Consider the following 17,498-nt stretch of genomic DNA (forward strand, 5'->3'; position numbering starts at 1 on the left):
GCTGATTAAAACTAACTTATTCACATTTGGTTAACGTTTTTGTCACTTAGGGGCGTCAGGCGATGGCGGATGTGCAGGTTCTCTCAGGTTTGTCCTGTCAGCAGTTCATTAACGGTCAGCTTATCGACGGCGAAGGCCAGCAGGAATGCATCGTCAATCCGGCCAACGGCGAGACGCTGATCGCCCTGACCGAAGCCTCTTCGGCGCAGGTCGGCAGCGCGGTAAAAGCCGCGCAGCAGGCGTTCGGCCATTGGTCGCGCACTACGCCGGCCCAGCGCGCCACGCTGTTGCTGCGCATCGCCGACGCCATCGAGCGGCAGGCGCCGCAGCTGGCGCAGCTGGAGGCCCTCAACTGCGGCAAGCCGCTGCATCAGGCGCTCAATGACGATTTGCCGGCGGCGGTCGACGTGTTCCGCTTCTTTGCCGGCGCGGTGCGTACGCAGCAAGGGCAACTGGCCGGTGAGTATGTGCCGGGCCACACCTCGATGATCCGCCGCGATCCCATTGGCGTGGTGGCCTCGATCGCCCCCTGGAACTATCCGCTGATGATGGCGGCGTGGAAGATTGCGCCGGCGTTGGCGGCGGGCAATACCGTGGTGTTTAAACCCTCCGAACATACGCCGCTGACCATTCTGGCGTTGGTGCCGGCGCTGCAAGAGATCCTGCCGCCGGGCGTGCTGAACATCGTCTATGGCGGCGGTGAAGGGGTCGGCAGCCAGCTGGTGGGGCACCCGCAGGTGCGGCTGGTGTCGGTCACCGGCGATATCGTCACCGGGCAAAAAATCCTCCAGGCGGCGGCCAAAAGCGTCAAGCGCACCCATCTGGAGCTGGGGGGCAAGGCGCCGGTGATCGTTTGCGACGACGCCGATCTCGACGAGGTGGTCAACGGCATTCGCACCTATGGCTATTACAACGCCGGCCAGGACTGCACCGCCGCCTGCCGCATCTACGCGCAGGCCGGCATCTATCCCAAACTGGTGGATGCGCTGGGCGAAGCGGTCGCCAGCCTGCGCTTCGCCCGCAAGCGCGATCAGGACAACGAGATCGGCCCGTTGATAAGTGCCCGTCAGCGCGATCGCGTCGCCAGCTTTGTCGAGCGGGCGCTCAGCCAACCGCATATCGAATTGATCACCGGTGCCGCGGCGCACTCCGGGCCGGGGTTCTACTACCAGCCGACCCTGCTGGCGGGTTGCCTGCAAAGCGACGAGATCGTGCAGCGCGAGGTGTTCGGCCCGGTGGTCAGCGTCACGCGCTTCGAACACCTGGAGCAGGCGGTCGCGTGGGCCAACGACTCGGAATACGGGCTGGCCTCGTCGGTGTGGACGCAAAATATCGATCGGGCGCTGCACATTGCCGCCCATCTGCAGTACGGCAGCACCTGGATCAACACTCATTTCACCTTGGCGAGCGAAATGCCGCACGGCGGCCTGAAACGCTCCGGCTACGGCAAGGATCTGTCCAGCGATTCGCTGCAGGATTACAGCGTTGTCAGGCACGTAATGGCGAAGTTCAAAGCCGGCTTCTAACGGTTATATCAAGAAAAATCAGGCGGCAGCCGTTCCCTGCCGCATACCGATAAGCAACACAGGGGTAATTACGATGGGAAAAACTACCGCAGTCACCACCACCGTCTCCGCGCTCTGCCTCACCGTGCTGTGCGGCCTGGCCCAGGCGGCCGATCTGCCGCAGTCGCTGGGCAAAGGCGAAGGCCGGTTGGACATCATCGCCTGGCCCGGCTACATCGAACGCGGCCAGTCCGACAAAAACTACGACTGGGTCACCCAGTTTGAGAAGCAAACCGGCTGCGCGGTGAACGTGAAGACCGCCGCCACCTCCGATGAAATGGTCAGCCTGATGGCCAAGGGCGGCTACGATCTGGTGACCGCCTCCGGCGACGCCTCGCTGCGCCTGATCTTCGGCAAGCGGGTGCAGCCGATCAATACCGCGCTGATCCCTAACTGGAAGAACATCGATCCGCGCCTGCTGAACGGCGCCTGGTACACCGTGGACGGCAAAACCTACGGCACGCCGTACCAGTGGGGGCCGAACCTGCTGATGTACAACACCAAAACCTTCCCGACGCCGCCGGACAGCTGGGCGGTGATCTTCCAGCAGCAGAACCTGCCGGACGGCAAGAGCAACCAGGGCCGGGTGCAGGCTTACGACGGCCCGATCTACATCGCCGACGCGGCGCTGTTCCTGAAGGCCACCCAGCCGCAGCTCGGCATCAGCGATCCTTACCAGCTCAACGAAGAGCAGTATCAGGCGGCGCTGAAGCTGCTGCGCAGCCAGCACGCGCTGATCCACCGCTACTGGCACGATACCTCGGTGCAGATGAGCGACTTTAAAAACGAAGGCGTGGTGGCCTCCAGCGCCTGGCCGTATCAGGCCAACGCCCTGAAGGGCGAAGGGCAGCCGATCGCCACCGTGTTCCCGAAAGAGGGCGTGACCGGCTGGGCGGACACCACCATGCTGCATGCCGACGCCAAACACCCGAGCTGCGCCTACCAGTGGATGAACTGGTCGCTGGAGCCGAAGGTGCAGGGCGATGTGGCGGCCTGGTTCGGGTCGGTGCCGGCTTCACCGGCGGGCTGCAAGGCCAGCGCGCTGCTGGGTGAGAAGGGTTGCGAAACCAACGGTTTCAACCAGTTCGACAAAATCGCCTTCTGGAAAACGCCGCAGGCGCAGGGCGGCAAGTTCGTGCCGTACAGCCGCTGGACCCAGGATTACATCGCCATCATGGGCGGCCGCTAAGCCGCGGGGCGCAGCCCGCTGCGCCCGAATTACATCAGAATGGAGCACAGAAAATGACCATTGCCGTGCAATTCATCGATGTTTCGCGGACTTTCGGCGATGTTCGCGCCGTGGATCGGGTATCCATCGACATTCAGGACGGGGAATTCTTCTCCATGCTCGGGCCGTCCGGCTCGGGCAAAACCACCTGCCTGCGCCTGATCGCCGGCTTTGAACAGCTCACTTCCGGCTCGATTCGCATTCACGGCCAGGAAGCCGCCAACCTGCCGCCGTATCAGCGCGACGTGAATACCGTGTTTCAGGATTACGCGCTGTTTCCGCACATGTCGGTGCTGGAAAACGTCGCCTACGGCCTGATGGTGAAGGGCGTCGCCAAACGCGAGCGGCTGGCGCGGGCGCAAGAGGCGTTGGAGAGCGTGGCGCTCGGTTTCGTCGCCGAACGCAAGCCGGCGCACCTGTCGGGCGGCCAGCGGCAGCGCGTGGCGCTAGCGCGCGCGCTGGTCAATCGGCCGCGGGTGCTGCTGCTGGACGAACCGCTCGGCGCGCTGGATCTCAAGCTGCGCGAGCAGATGCAGGGCGAACTGAAGAAGCTGCAGCGCCAGCTGGGCATCACCTTTATCTTCGTCACCCACGATCAAAGCGAAGCGCTGTCGATGTCCGATCGGGTGGCGGTATTCAATAACGGCCGCATCGAGCAGGTGGATACGCCGCGCGAGCTTTACATGCGGCCGAAGACGCCGTTCGTCGCCGAGTTCGTCGGCACCTCCAACGTGGTGCGCAGCGAGCTGGCGCAGCGCCTGCTCGGCGAAAGCCGAACCTTCTCGATCCGGCCGGAGCATATTCGCCTGCTGGAGCAAGGCGGCGCGGCGCAGGACGAAATCCAGGTGCAGGGCACGCTGCAGGAAATCCACTACCAGGGCGCGGCCACGCGCTATGAGATCGCGCTGAACGGCGGCGAAAAGCTGCTGGTCAGCCAGGCCAATCCGCAGTGGATCGCCGAAGGGCTACAGCGGCAGATCGGCCAGCCGATCGTCGCCTGCTGGCCGCGTGCGGCGATGGTGCCACTGCTGGAGGAGAGGTGAGATGGACATGAGCATCGATTCCCCCTCGGCGCGCGGTGGTAGCGTGCGCGCGCTGTCGACCTGGCTCTATCGCCGGCCGACGCTGTATCTGCTTTTGCTGCTGGTGCCGCCGCTGCTGTGGTTCGGCGCGGTGTACCTCGGTTCGCTGCTGACGCTGCTGTGGCAGGGGTTCTACACCTTCGACGATTTCACCATGGCGGTGACGCCGGATCTGACCTTCGCCAACCTGGCGGCGCTGTTCAACCCGGCCAACTACGACATCATCCTGCGCACGCTGACCATGGCGGTGCTGGTGTCGCTGGCCAGCGCGGTACTGGCGTTCCCGATCGCCTATTACATGGCGCGCTACACCAGCGGCCGCGTCAAGGCGTTCTTCTACATCGCGGTGATGATGCCGATGTGGGCCAGCTATATCGTTAAAGCCTATGCCTGGACTTTGCTGCTGGCGAAAGACGGCGTGGCGCAATGGTTTCTGCAGCACCTGGGGCTGGAGCCGCTGTTGGCTTCGCTGCTGACGGTGCCCGGCGTTGGCGGCAACACGCTGTCGACCTCGGGGCTGGGGCGTTTTCTGGTGTTCGTCTATATCTGGCTGCCGTTCATGATCCTGCCGATCCAGGCGGCGCTGGAGCGCCTGCCGCCCTCGCTGCTGCACGCCTCGGCGGATCTGGGCGCCCGGCCGGCGCAGACCTTCCGCCACGTCATTTTGCCGCTGGCGGTGCCGGGCATCGCCGCCGGGTCGATCTTCACCTTTTCGCTGACGCTGGGCGACTTTATCGTGCCGCAGCTGGTGGGGCCGCCGGGCTATTTCATCGGCAGCATGGTCTACGCCCAGCAGGGCGCGATCGGCAATATGCCGATGGCCGCGGCCTTTACGCTGGTGCCGATCGTTCTGATCGCCATCTACCTTTCCATCGTCAAACGTCTGGGGGCTTTCGATGCACTCTGAACGCGCGCCCTTAGGGCTGAAGCTGGCCGCCTGGGGCGGACTTGTCTTCCTGCATTTCCCGTTGGCGATCATCGCCATCTATGCCTTCAACACCGAAGACGCGGCCTTCAGCTTCCCGCCGAAGGGCTTTACGCTGCACTGGTTCAACGTCGCCGCCGGGCGGCAGGACATCCTCGATGCGGTGCTGCTGTCGGCGCAGATCGCCTGCCTGGCGACCGCCATCGCGCTGGTGCTCGGCACCCTGGCGGCGGCGGCGCTGTATCGGCGCGATTTTTTCGGCAAAGACAGCATTTCGCTGCTGCTGCTGCTGCCGATCGCGCTGCCGGGGATCGTCACCGGCCTGGCGCTGCTGGCGGCGTTCAAGGCGCTGAACATCGAGCCGGGCATCCTGACCATCGTCGTCGGCCATGCGACGTTCTGCGTGGTGATCGTGTTCAACAACGTCATCGCCCGATTCCGCCGCACCTCGTACAGCCTGATCGAAGCTTCGATGGATCTTGGCGCCGACGGCTGGCAAACCTTCCGTTACGTGATCTTGCCGAACCTCGGCTCGGCGCTGCTGGCCGGCGGCATGCTGGCGTTTGCGCTGTCGTTCGATGAAATCATCGTGACCACCTTTACCGCCGGCCACGAGCGCACGCTGCCGCTGTGGCTGCTGAACCAGCTCGGTCGCCCGCGCGACGTGCCGATCACCAACGTGGTGGCGCTGTCGGTGATGCTGTTGACCATGCTGCCGATCCTCGGCGCTTACTACCTGACCAAAGGTGGGGAAAGCGTCGCCGGCAGCGGCAAATAATTTCCTTACCCGACCTCTGATAAAAGGATAACCCTATGCAAAGCCAACTGTTGATTGACGGCCAACTGGTGAATGGCCAGGGCGCGACCCAGCCGGTGTATAACCCGGCGACCGGCGAAGTGATCGCGCAGGTGGCGGAGGCCAGCCCGGAGCAGGTCGATCGCGCGGTGCTGGCGGCGGACGCCGCGTTCGCCGCCTGGGGGCAAACCACGCCGAAGGAGCGCGCCGAGCATCTGCTCAAGCTGGCGGATCTGATCGACGAGCATGCCGAGACCTTCGCCAGGCTGGAGTCGCTCAACTGCGGCAAGCCTTATCACTGCGTGCTGAACGACGAGCTGCCGGCGGTGGCCGACGTATTTCGCTTCTTCGCCGGCGCCAGCCGCTGCCTGACCGGCATGGCGGCCGGTGAGTATCTGGCCGGGCACACCTCGATGATCCGCCGCGATCCGCTCGGCGTGGTGGCCTCGATCGCGCCGTGGAACTACCCGCTGATGATGGCGGCCTGGAAACTGGCGCCGGCCTTGGCGGCGGGCAACTGCGTGGTGATCAAGCCTTCGGAGCAGACGCCGCTGACCACCTTCAAACTGGCCGAACTGGCCGCCGGGCTGTTCCCGCCGGGCGTGCTCAACGTGCTGTTCGGGCGCGGCGCCAGCGTGGGCGATCGGCTGACCGGGCATGACAAGGTGCGCATGGTGTCGCTGACCGGGTCGATCGCCACCGGCGAGCACATCATCGCCCACACCGCCGCCGGCATTAAGCGCACCCATATGGAGCTGGGCGGCAAGGCGCCGGTGCTGGTGTTCGACGACGCCGATCTGCAGCAGGTGGTGGACGGCATTCGCGGTTTCGGCTTCTACAACGCCGGGCAGGATTGCACCGCCGCCTGCCGCATCTACGCGCAGAAAAGCATTTATCCCGAGCTGGTGAAGCGGCTGGGCGAGGCGGTGGCCAGCCTGAAGATCGGCGCGCCGGACGACGAGACCACCGAGCTGGGGCCGTTGATTACCGCCCAGCATTTGGAGCGGGTGGCCGGTTTTGTCGAGCGAGCCAAAGCGTTGCCGCATGTGCAGGTAGTGACCGGCGGCGAGAAGGTGAAGGGGCCGGGATACTATTTCCAGCCGACGCTGCTGGCCGGCGCGCGCCAGGACGATGAGATCGTGCAGCGCGAAGTGTTCGGCCCGGTGGTGACGGTGACGCCGTTCGACGACGAAGAGCAGGTACTGGCCTGGGCGAACGAATCCAATTACGGGCTGGCGTCGTCCGTGTGGACCCGCGACGTGGGCCGCGCGCATCGCTTAAGCGCCCGCCTGCAATACGGCTGCACCTGGGTGAACACCCACTTCATGCTGGTGAGCGAAATGCCGCACGGCGGCCAGAAACTGTCCGGCTACGGCAAGGATATGTCGATGTACGGGCTGGAGGATTACACGGCCATTCGTCATGTGATGTTCAAACATTGATTTTACAATAATTATCCGCACAATAGCGCGGCCTTTGGGCCGGCCCCGGCCGGCCGATGATAATAAAAATTGAAAGGAAGCCTATATGGGTATCACCAGACGCGATTTTCTCAACGGGGTGGCGATCACCATCGCCGCCGGGTTGACGCCGCTGCAAATCCTGCGCGCGTCGCCGCAAACCGCCAATCAAACCCTGTACTACCCGCCGGCGCTGACCGGGCTGCGGGGTAATCATCCGGGCTCGTTCGAGCATGCGCATCAGCTGGGGCGCGACGGAAAAACCTTTGACTTCGGCAGCGTGCCCGCCGTTGAAGAGTTCGATCTGGTGGTGGTGGGCGCCGGCATCAGCGGCCTGGCGGCCGCCTGTTTCTGGCAGCAGCTGAAGGGCGAGCAGCAGCGCATTCTTTTGATCGACAACCACGACGACTTCGGCGGCCACGCCAAGCGTAACGAGTTCAACAGCGACGACGGCATGCTGCTCGGCTACGGCGGCAGCGAATCGCTGCAGTCGCCGCGCTCCAACTTCAGCCCGGTGGCGATGGGGCTGCTGCGCAAGCTCGGCGTCGATATCGACCAACTGGAACAGGCTTTCGACACCACCTTCTACCCGGATTTGAATTTGAGCCGCGGCGTTTACTTCGATCGCAAGAACTTCGGCGTCGACAAGGTGGTGAGCGGCGATCCGGGCCGCACGGTGGCGGACGACATCCCGCGCGATCGCCTCAACGGCCGCTCTTATGACGCGTTCATCGGCGATTTCCCGCTGCCGGAAAGCGATCGCCAGGCGCTGATCGCGCTGCACACGGTGGAGAAGGATTATCTGCCGGAGATGACGCTGGAGCAGAAGGTCGAGTGGCTCGATACCCACAGCTATACCCAGTTCCTGCGGGAGAAGGTGGGCCTGAGCGAGCTGGCGATCCGTTATTTCCAGCAGACCACCAACGATTTCCAGGCGGTGGGCATCGATGGCACCTCGTGCAGCGATGCGCGCATTTGCGATCTGCCGGGCCTGAACGGCATGAATCTGCCGCCGCTGGACGAAGAGTCGCAGGCGGATCTCGACGATCCTTACGTGTTCCACTTCCCGGACGGCAACGCCACGCTGGCGCGCCTGATGGTGCGCCAGCTGATCCCGGCGGTGGCGCCGGCAGGCAAGGACATGAACGACGTGGTGCTGGCTAAATTCGACTACAGCCAGCTCGATCGGCCGGAATCGCCGGTGAAGCTGCGTTTGAACAGCACCGGGCTGCACGCGGCCAACGTCGGCGACAAGGTGGAAGTCACCTACATGACCGGCGAGAAGATGACCAAAGTGCGCGCCGGGCAGGTGGTGATGGCCGGCTACAACATGATGATCCCGTATCTGGTGCCGGAGATGTCGCACGAGCAGCAGGAGGCGCTGAAGCAGAACGTCAAGGCGCCGCTGGTGTACAGCAAGGTGGTGATCCGCAACTGGCAGCCGTTCATCAAGCTGGGCGTGCACGAGGTTTATTCGCCGGCCGCGCCGTACAGCCGCGTGAAGCTGGACTATCCGGTGAGCATGGGCGGCTATCAGCACCCGCGCGATCCGGATCGGCCGATCGGCCTGCATATGGTGTATGTGCCGACGCTGCCGGGCAGCGGCCTCAGCACGCGCGAACAGTCGCGTAAAGGGCGCGCGCTGCTGCTGGGCACGCCGTTCGAAGTGCACGAACAGATGATCCGCGAACAGCTGCAGGGCATGCTGGGCGAGGCCGGTTTCGATCATCAGCGCGACATTCAGGCGATCACCGTCAACCGCTGGTCGCACGGTTACTCCTACTTCCTCAACGGGCTGTTTGACGACGAAGACGAAGCCAAGAAAATCATCGAAACGGCGCGGCAGCCGATCGGCAAGATCGCTATCGCCAACTCCGATGCCGACTGGAGCCCGTACGCCAACTCGGCGATCGATCAGGCGTGGCGCGCGGTTAACGAACTGGCCTACGGCAAGGTTGCCGCCAAGGAGGGAGCATGAGTCTGCGTTCGCTGTACCTGTTGAGCCTGTTGGCCGCCGGCGGCTCGGCTCAGGCGATGTCGACCGGGGAATACGTCGCCAAAGCCGGTGACTGCACCGCCTGCCATACCGCGCCGGGCGGCGCCGAATTGGCGGGCGGCATGAAGTTCCCGACGCCGCTCGGGGCTATCTACGCCACCAACATCACGCCGGACAAGTTGCACGGCATCGGCGCTTACTCATTCGAAGAGTTCGATCGCGCCATGCGTCAGGGGATCGCCAAAGACGGTCACCGGCTTTATCCGGCGATGCCGTACACCTCGTACGCCAAAATGAGCACGGAAGACATGCGCGCGCTGTATGACTATCTGATGAACGAGGTGCCGGCGCAGAACGTCGCCAACCGCGACAGCGATATCACTTGGCCGCTGTCGATGCGCTGGCCGCTGGCGGTGTGGAATCAGCTGTTCCACGACGACCAGCCGTATCAGGCGGATCCGCAGCAAAGCGCCGAGTGGAACCGCGGCGCCTATCTGGTGCAAGGCGCAGGCCACTGCGGCAGCTGCCACACGCCGCGCGGCTGGGCGATGCAGGAGAAGGGCCTGGACGGTAAGGAGCCGGTGTTCCTGAGCGGCGCCGAGCTGGACGGCTGGTACGCCTCCAATCTGCGCGGCCTGCCGCCGGAGGAGGTGACGGCGCTGCTGAAAACCGGCCGCAGCCGCCATGCGGCGGTCGCCGGGCCAATGAGCGAGGTGGTGACCCACAGCACGCAGTACCTCAGCGACGGCGATCTGAACGCCATCGCGGTGTACCTGCGCAGCCTGGCGCCGGACACCGCCGCCAAACCTGCCTCATCTGCTGCGCAGGCGGATAATTCGGGCGGCAAGGCGACCTATGCGATGTACTGCTCGACCTGTCACGGCAATCAAGGTGAAGGCACCGACTTCGCCATTCCGGCGCTGGCGGGCAATGCCACGGTAACGGCGGATAATCCGCTGACCGCGCTGCGGGTGGTGCTGGAAGGGGCGCATACGCCGATCACGCAACGGGCGATGGCGTTCGACATGCCGGCTTATGGCTGGGCGTTGAACGATCGTCAAGCGGCCGATCTGATGAGCTATCTGCGGGGAAGCTGGGGCAACCAGGCGGCGCCGGTGACGGTGCAGCAGGTGCAGGACGCGCGCCAACTGCAGGAGAAATGAAGGGGGAGCGCGGTCTGACGGCCGCGCTCCGCACGCATTACAGCACCTTATGCGGGCCGAAGCATTCGTAGTGGATGCGTTCGGCCTCTACGCCCATCTCCAACAGCTGTTTGCCCACGAACTGCATGAAGGCCACCGGGCCGCAGAAGTAATAGTGCATTTGCGGATCGGCCAGGCTGCCTTGCAGCGCGCTCAAATCCATCAATCCGCGGCTGTGGTAGTCGCGGCCTTCCACGTCATCGGCGCCCGGCTCGCGGTACCACACATGGCGGCTCAGATTCGGCATGCGCCCGGCAATATCCGCCACTTCCTCGGCAAAGGCGTGCACGCTGCCGTTTTCCGCCGCGTGCAGCCAGTGGACCTGCGCCTGATGTTGGCTGTCGTGCAGGCTGTTGAGCATGCCGAGCATTGGGGTTTGGCCGACGCCGGCGGAGATCAGCGCCACCGGCGTGGTCGGCGTCACGTCGAGGAAGAAGTCGCCGTGCGGCGGGGCGATGTCGATCACGTCGCCTTCCTGCGCCTGCTGGTGCAGGTAGTTGGACACTTTACCCTGATCTTCACGCTTCACCGCGATGCGGTAGAACTCGCCGTTCGGCGAGGCGGTCAGCGAGTACTGGCGAATTTCCTGATGCTCCAGGCTGTCGTGCTTGATGTAGACCGCCAGGTATTGCCCCGGTTTGAAGTCCGCCACCCGGCCGCCGTCCACCGGCGCCAGCACGAAGCTGCAGATCACGTCGCTCTGCGGCTGTTTCTTCAGGATGCGGAACGCGCGCAGATCGCGCCAGCCGCCGTTGTCGGTTTCGCTCTGCTGATAAATCTGCTCTTCACGCTGAATAAACACGTTGGCCAGCACGCCGTAGGCTTTGCCCCAGGCGTCCAACACTTCCTGACCCGGGCTGAACATTTCGTCCAGCGTCGCCAGCAGGTGGCCGCCGACGATGTTGTACTGCTCCGGCTGGATATTGAAGCTGGTGTGCTTCTGCGCGATGCGCTCCACCGCCGGCAGCAGCGCCGCCAGGTTCTCGATGTTGGCGGCATAGGCGCAGATGGCGTCGAACAGCGCCTGACGCTGATCGCCGTTGCGCTGATTGCTCATATTGAAAATGTCTTTCAATTCCGGGTTGTGGGCGAACATGCGATCGTAAAAGTGGGCGGTCAGCTTCGGCCCGGTTGCTGCCAGCAGGGGGATGGTGGATTTCACGGTGGCGATGGTTTGGCTATCCAGCATGGGAGCGCTCCTTGGGTTGGGATCTTGACGAGAATTTTAATGATGCATTTTAAATGCATCTTATTGGGTTCCGCGCCGCTTGTAAATACCCTTGTTTTCGTTGCGGTGTTCTTCGGGCGTCGATCGCGCTCACAGAACATGAAAAAAGCGCATTGTTCGCATGAGGAAATGTCCGTTGATAAACGGCAGCGTTTCGCGGATCAAAGCCTTGCGCCGCCTTATGCCAATCGTTTGCGTAAAAACCTCTGTCAAGACCTATCTTCGGTAGGGCGAAACGGTTTACACTGTGGCCCAGACCCCAAACGGGTAGTTATTTGGTGATTTTTTAGTTAGCTGATTTAAGTCAGGAGATGCCGGATGTTAAAGCGTGAAATGAACATTGCCGATTACGATGCGGAACTGTGGCGTGCCATGGAGCAGGAAGTGGTGCGTCAGGAAGAGCACATCGAGCTGATCGCGTCTGAGAACTACACCAGCCCGCGCGTAATGCAGGCTCAGGGTTCCCAGCTGACCAACAAATACGCTGAAGGCTATCCGGGCAAGCGTTACTACGGCGGCTGCGAATACGTGGATATCGTTGAGCAGCTGGCTATCGACCGCGCCAAAGAATTGTTCGGCGCCGATTACGCCAACGTGCAGCCGCACTCCGGCTCCCAGGCTAACTTCGCCGTGTACACCGCGCTGCTGCAGCCGGGCGACACCATTCTGGGCATGAACCTGGCGCACGGCGGCCACCTGACCCACGGTTCCCCGGTTAACCTGTCCGGCAAACTGTATAACGTGGTGCCTTACGGCATCGACGACAAAGGTCAAATCGACTATGACGATCTGGCCAAACAGGCGCAAACCCACAAGCCGAAAATGATCATCGGCGGCTTCTCCGCTTACTCCGGCGTGGTTGACTGGGCCAAAATGCGCGAAATCGCCGACAGCATCGGCGCTTATCTGTTCGTCGACATGGCGCACGTGGCCGGCCTGATCGCCGCCGGCGTGTACCCGAACCCGGTGCCGCACGCGCACATCGTCACCACCACCACCCACAAAACCCTGGCGGGCCCGCGCGGCGGCCTGATCCTGGCGAAGGGCGGCGACGAAGAGCTGTACAAGAAGCTGAACTCCGCCGTGTTCCCTGGCGGCCAGGGTGGCCCGCTGATGCACGTGATCGCCGGCAAGGCGGTGGCGCTGAAAGAAGCGATGGAGCCTGAGTTCAAGGTTTACCAGCAGCAAGTGGCGGTCAACGCCAAGGCGATGGTGGACGTGTTCCTGCAGCGCGGCTACAAAGTGGTCTCCGGCGGCACCCATAACCACCTGTTCCTGCTGGATCTGGTCGACAAAAACCTGACCGGTAAAGAAGCGGACGCCGCCCTGGGCCGCGCCAACATCACCGTCAACAAAAACAGCGTGCCGAACGATCCGAAGAGCCCGTTCGTCACCTCCGGCGTGCGTATCGGCACCCCGGCCGTGACCCGTCGCGGCTTCAAAGAAGCCGACGTGCGCGAACTGGCCGGTTGGATCTGTGATGTGCTGGACAACATCAACGATGAAGCCACCATCGAACGCACCAAGAAGAAAGTGCTGGATATCTGCGCCCGCCTGCCGGTTTACGCCTAATCCCGCTTTCGCCTGACAAAACCCGCTGCGGCGGGTTTTTTTATGGCCGCTTGCGGCAAACTGTGAGCTGTCTGGCACTCTAACGCATTGAAGTGGAATGAAGATTGCGGGCCGGTGTGAGCTCTGTCAAAGTATTGCCCTCACACCGGAGGGATCATGGTTCTGCAATCCACGCGTTGGCTCGCGCTCAGTTATTTCACCTACTTCTTTTCCTACGGCATCTTCTTACCGTTCTGGGGCGTGTGGCTGAAAGGCGAGGGCATCGCGCCCGAAACCATCGGCATGTTGCTCGGCGCCGGTTTGGTGGCCCGCTTCCTCGGCAGTTTATTGATTGCTCCCCGCGTTAAAGATCCCTCTCATCTGGTCTCCGCCTTGCGCCTGCTGGCGCTGCTGACCCTGGCTTTCGCGGTTGGCTTCTGCTTCGGCAACGGCTGGGGCTGGCTGATGCTGGTGATAGCGGGGTTCAACCTGTTCTTCTCGCCGCTGGTGCCATTGACCGACGCGCTGGCCGCCACCTGGCAAAAGCAAATCCGCATGGACTACGGCCGGGTGCGGCTGTGGGGCTCGCTGGCGTTCGTCATCGGCTCGGCGCTGACCGGGCAACTGGTGGCGGTGTGGGGCCATAACGCCATTCTCTACAGCCTGATCTTCAGCGTGCTGGCGATGCTGCTGGGCATGCTGCTGAAGCCGAGCGTGATGCCGCAGGGCGAAGCGCGCACGCACGGCGGAGCCGAGCGTTCGCTGTGGGCGCTGTTGAAAGAAGGGCCGGTGTGGCGCTTCCTGCTGTGCGTCACGCTGCTGCAGGGGGCGCACGCCGGCTACTACAGCTTCGGCTCCATTTACTGGCAGGAGGCGGGCTATTCGGCCTCGACCATCGGCTATCTGTGGTCGCTGGGCGTGGTGGCGGAGGTGATTATTTTCGCCAGCAGCAACGTGCTGTTCCGCCGCTGGAATGCGCGCAACCTGCTGCTGCTTTCCGCCTGCTGCGGCGTGCTGCGCTGGAGCCTGATGGCCTACAGCACCGAGCTGGGTTGGCTGCTGCTGATCCAGATCCTGCACTGCGGCACCTTCACCGTGTGCCATCTGGCGGCGATGCGCTTTATCGCCGCGCGCCAGGGGCAAGAGGTGATCCGGCTGCAGGCGGTGTATTCGGCGCTGGCGATGGGCGGCGGTATCGCCGTCATGACGGTCATTGCCGGGTTCCTGTTCGAACATTGGCAGGGCGGGGTATTCTGGGTGATGGCGGCGGTCGCGGCGCCGGCCTTGTTCATCCGGCCGCCGGCGGTCAGCGTCAGCCGGTGATTAAGGCGCTTCCAGCAGCGCGCGAATGGCCTGGCGCTGCCGGGTTTCCAGCGGCAGTTCGGTATAGATCAGCGGCGGGTGCGGATCGTTGTGCACCGCCGCATAAGGGGTGATCACCAGCGTGACGCCCTGCGGCGCGCCGCCGCGCAGATAGTCGCTCAGCGGTAGGTATTTGATGTTCAGCGGCAGCAGCGTGAGCTCGCGGATCTGATATTCCACTTCCTCTTCCAGCTGCGGATTGTCCAGCGTCAGCAGCAGCACCTGTTTTTCCTGCAGCGCGTTGTCCTGCATCAGCCAGGCGCCGAAGCTGATGGCCACCAGGCCCGCCTCCTCGTTGGAAAAATGCACGCCGTACTCCTGCTCCAGCGGTATCAGCGCTTCCTGTGTGGTGCGCATCAGCCGCGGGTATTTGCGCACCACGTCTTCCAGCAGCATATTGTCGATGCCGATGGCGAAACGGCAGCGCTCCAGCGCCGGCGCCAGGTGGGCGAACAGCTGGCTGACCAGCTCGGCCTTGCTGCTGAAGGCCATGCCGGAAAGTTGCTGGAAACGCTCGACCATGCTGTCGATCGCCGCCATCAATCTCTGCTCTTGCGCCGAGTCATTGCTGTGGTAGCTGTGATTTTTCAACAGGGTGAAGGTCAGCGCCAAAAAATCGCGCTCGTCCGCGTGCGGCGGCTGGTTAAACAGCCGGTTGCAGGCCTGATGCAGCCTGGCAGCGGCCCGCTGCTCCGGCTTTTGCCGCAGCCAGTCGCGTTGAACGGCGTCGAAACGCGGATGGCGCTGCAGGCGGTTTTGCCAGGCGCAGTAGAGCAGATAATGCTGCAGGAATTGGCGGTCGCGCGCGTCGAAGTGGCGGTTGAGCAGCGGCTCGCAGGCATCTATCACTTGAGCCAGCTGCGACGCCGACCCGGCATCGGCCGTCAGCGCCAGCCGCAGGCGCGGGGCGAAGTCGCTTTCGACGAACTGCGGGCTGCAGCGCAGGGCCCGCCGCAGCCAATGGATCAGGCACAGGCGTTGGTCGAGCGCGCTGCCCCGCAGTTGGTAGCCATGGTCGGGATCGACGGCGATCTCCAGGTGGTGGAAACGCTGGATTTCACTGGCCACCTCGGCTATATCTTGCCGGGTTATCGGGGGGGCGACGCCGTTGATTCGGCTTAGGGTCTCCAGCTGTAACTCGGGCTCCGGCGTGTACAGCATCAGCAGCAGATGGCAGCGCCGTTGTTGTCCGGAGAGCTCGGGCACGGGAGAGGTGTCCAGGCTCATTATCACCTTCCGGCATAAAAGGTTGCGATTATGCCTAAGCATAGCAAAAGGCTTTGTAACGTCAGGATGACAGCGCGGCTTTTACTTCGGCTTACAACTTTCGTCACAAATATCGCCGGGAGAGGCGGGCCGTTCGGCAGTTATTTGTGTTACGTTATAACAAATGCAGGTAAGACAGGATAATGATGAAGTTACGTCGTCTTTTGGCTGCCCTCGGCGCCGTGTTCAGCGCCGGTGCGATCGCTCATCCGCACAGCTTTATTGATATGAACACCACCTTTGTCGCCAAAGACCAGCGGCTGGTTGGCCTGAAAATGGTGTGGGTGATGGATGAAATCACCTCGGCGGATCTGCTCTACGATGCGAAAAACGCCAAGAGCGATTCGGAAGTGTGGAAAAAGCTGGCGGCGGAAGTGATGGCCAACGTGCTGGGGCAGCACTATTTCACCGACCTTTACCGCGGCGGTAAGCCGGTGAAATACCTGAACTTGCCCAGCGAATATCACCTGTCGCGCCAGGGCAACCAGGCGGTGCTGGAGTTCGTGCTGCCGTTGGCCGAGCCGCAGCCGCTGGCGGGCAAGCCGTTCGAGCTTTCTACTTACGATCCGACTTATTTCGTGGATATGACCTATAAAGACCAAAATGCGCTGCATTTGCCGCCGGAGATGGCGCAGCAGTGCAGCTACAAGCTGATGACGCCGAAGCCGAATGCGTCGCTGCAGGCCTATGCGCTGTCGCTCGACAAGAACGACTCGCCCGGCGAAGACCTGGCGCTGGGGCAGCAGTTCGCCCAGCGGGTGACGCTGCAATGTCGCTGAATCTCTCGCAACCGACGACGAGCCGGCGCCACTGGGCCTTCGGCCTGTGGCCGCTGCTGCCGTTTACGCTGGCGCTGGCGGCCGCCGCGCTGCTGGCGTGGCACTATTGGCCGCAGCTGCTGATGCAGAGCGTGGTATGGCAAAAAGCGCTGCACCAGCAGATGGCGGGGCTGTTGCAGCAGGTGAAGGCCGCGCCGCAGCAGGCCGGGCTGGCGCTGATGCTGTTCAGCCTCGGCTATGGCGTCTTGCATGCGCTCGGCCCCGGCCACGGTAAAGTGGTGATCGCCACCTATCTGGCTACCCACCCAGCGCGGCTGAAAAGCAGCCTGAAGCTGACCTTCGCCGCTTCGCTGGTGCAGGGGCTGGTGGCGATCGCGCTGGTCACGTTGATGCTGGTGGTGTTGCAGCTCTCTTCGCGCCAGCTGCACCAAAGCAGCTTTTGGCTGGAGAAGGGCAGTTTTATTCTGGTGATGCTGCTTGGCGTGCTGCTGAGTTGGCGCGCGCTGAAACGTCTGTTTGCGGCGATCAAGGCGATGCGTCCGGCGCCGGCGCTGCGCATCAACAGCCTGACGCCGCTGGCGGCGGATCATGTCCACAGCGCCAATTGCGGCTGCGGCCACCGGCATCTGCCGAGCGACAGCGAGCTGCAGGCGGGAAGCGATTGGCGCACTCAGGCCGCCATCGTGCTGGCGATGGGCATGCGTCCCTGTTCGGGGGCGATTTTGGTGCTGCTGTTCTCCAAGGTGATCGGCGTGTTTGGCTGGGGCGTGATCTCCGCGCTGGCGATGGCGTTCGGCACCTCGTTGACCATCTCCATGCTGGCGCTGCTGGTGCATTACAGCCGCCGGCTGGCGGTGCGCCTCAGCCGTTCGCGCGCGCCCGCCGCCTGGAGCGCGGTGGCCTGGGGTTCGCTGGCGCTGGCCGGTGGCCTGATCCTGCTGGCCGCCGGGCTGCTATTGTACGTCAGCGCGCAGCCGGAATTCGGCGGCGGCATCCGCCTCTTCTCCCGCTAACGGGCATAAAAAAAGCGCTGCATCGGCAGCGCTTTTTTACGATTC

General features: G+C 63.2%; 14 protein-coding genes. 12 read left to right on the top strand and 2 right to left on the bottom strand.

What is annotated here, in order from left to right; all coding sequences use genetic code 11:
- Nucleotides 1–62 precede the first annotated feature (62 nt).
- The 8 genes from JL05_RS09995 to JL05_RS10030 all read left to right on the top strand — a co-directional run bounded on the left by JL05_RS09995 (nucleotide 63) and on the right by JL05_RS10030 (nucleotide 10,215).
- Nucleotides 63–1,526 carry a gamma-aminobutyraldehyde dehydrogenase gene (locus tag JL05_RS09995; RefSeq protein WP_033632315.1) on the top strand — a complete coding sequence of 488 codons (1,464 nt, stop codon included), beginning with the start codon at nucleotides 63–65 and terminating at the stop codon, nucleotides 1,524–1,526.
- Between the two features lie 73 nt (nucleotides 1,527–1,599).
- Nucleotides 1,600–2,754, top strand: a complete 1,155-nt coding sequence (gene ydcS / locus JL05_RS10000) for a putative ABC transporter substrate-binding protein YdcS (protein WP_019452335.1) — start codon at nucleotides 1,600–1,602, stop codon at nucleotides 2,752–2,754.
- 53 nt (nucleotides 2,755–2,807) lie between these two features.
- Nucleotides 2,808–3,836 (top strand): ABC transporter ATP-binding protein, encoded by a 1,029-nt coding sequence (locus JL05_RS10005; protein WP_033632316.1) that lies wholly within the window; start codon nucleotides 2,808–2,810, stop codon nucleotides 3,834–3,836.
- Between the two features lies 1 nt (nucleotide 3,837).
- Nucleotides 3,838–4,782: an ABC transporter permease gene (locus JL05_RS10010; RefSeq protein WP_033632317.1), complete on the top strand. Its 945-nt coding sequence runs from the start codon at nucleotides 3,838–3,840 to the stop codon at nucleotides 4,780–4,782.
- Entirely contained in the window at nucleotides 4,772–5,578 is an 807-nt protein-coding gene (locus JL05_RS10015) for an ABC transporter permease (RefSeq protein WP_004941378.1), read from the top strand. The genes JL05_RS10010 and JL05_RS10015 overlap by 11 nt, the downstream gene beginning before the upstream one ends.
- 35 nt (nucleotides 5,579–5,613) lie before the next feature.
- Nucleotides 5,614–7,038, top strand: coding sequence for an aminobutyraldehyde dehydrogenase (gene patD, locus JL05_RS10020; protein ID WP_033632318.1), 1,425 nt, complete (start codon nucleotides 5,614–5,616; stop codon nucleotides 7,036–7,038).
- Between the two features lie 85 nt (nucleotides 7,039–7,123).
- Nucleotides 7,124–9,034 carry an NAD(P)/FAD-dependent oxidoreductase gene (locus tag JL05_RS10025; RefSeq protein ID WP_033632319.1) on the top strand — a complete coding sequence of 637 codons (1,911 nt, stop codon included), beginning with the start codon at nucleotides 7,124–7,126 and terminating at the stop codon, nucleotides 9,032–9,034.
- Nucleotides 9,031–10,215 carry a c-type cytochrome gene (locus JL05_RS10030; protein WP_033632320.1) on the top strand — a complete coding sequence of 395 codons (1,185 nt, stop codon included), beginning with the start codon at nucleotides 9,031–9,033 and terminating at the stop codon, nucleotides 10,213–10,215. Before JL05_RS10025 ends, JL05_RS10030 begins: the two co-directional genes overlap by 4 nt.
- Nucleotides 10,216–10,252: 37 nt before the next feature.
- Here JL05_RS10030 and hmpA read toward each other — a convergent pair whose 3' ends face one another.
- A complete protein-coding gene (gene hmpA / locus JL05_RS10035) occupies nucleotides 10,253–11,443 on the bottom strand; it encodes an NO-inducible flavohemoprotein (protein ID WP_033632321.1) in 1,191 nt (396 codons plus the stop codon).
- A 357-nt stretch (nucleotides 11,444–11,800) separates the two neighbouring features.
- Between hmpA and glyA the strand changes: the two genes are divergently transcribed.
- Nucleotides 11,801–13,054: a serine hydroxymethyltransferase gene (gene glyA, locus JL05_RS10040; protein ID WP_025303922.1), complete on the top strand. Its 1,254-nt coding sequence runs from the start codon at nucleotides 11,801–11,803 to the stop codon at nucleotides 13,052–13,054.
- 156 nt (nucleotides 13,055–13,210) lie between these two features.
- Nucleotides 13,211–14,356, top strand: coding sequence for a 3-phenylpropionate MFS transporter (locus JL05_RS10045; protein WP_021504511.1), 1,146 nt, complete (start codon nucleotides 13,211–13,213; stop codon nucleotides 14,354–14,356).
- Here the strand turns inward: JL05_RS10045 and csiE are convergent, their stop codons facing one another.
- Nucleotides 14,357–15,622, bottom strand: a complete 1,266-nt coding sequence (gene csiE, locus JL05_RS10050; RefSeq protein WP_033632322.1) for a stationary phase inducible protein CsiE — start codon at nucleotides 15,620–15,622, stop codon at nucleotides 14,357–14,359.
- A 182-nt stretch (nucleotides 15,623–15,804) separates the two neighbouring features.
- On the opposite strand from csiE, the gene JL05_RS10055 reads away from it, so the two are divergent.
- Nucleotides 15,805–16,440, top strand: coding sequence for a DUF1007 family protein (locus JL05_RS10055; RefSeq protein ID WP_050501234.1), 636 nt, complete (start codon nucleotides 15,805–15,807; stop codon nucleotides 16,438–16,440).
- Nucleotides 16,431–17,453: a nickel/cobalt transporter gene (locus JL05_RS10060; protein WP_033632324.1), complete on the top strand. Its 1,023-nt coding sequence runs from the start codon at nucleotides 16,431–16,433 to the stop codon at nucleotides 17,451–17,453. The genes JL05_RS10055 and JL05_RS10060 overlap by 10 nt, the downstream gene beginning before the upstream one ends.
- The last annotated feature ends 45 nt before the right edge of the window (nucleotides 17,454–17,498 follow it).

It is taken from the genome of Serratia nematodiphila DZ0503SBS1, assembly GCF_000738675.1.
In the GTDB taxonomy this organism is placed as follows: domain Bacteria; phylum Pseudomonadota; class Gammaproteobacteria; order Enterobacterales; family Enterobacteriaceae; genus Serratia; species Serratia nematodiphila.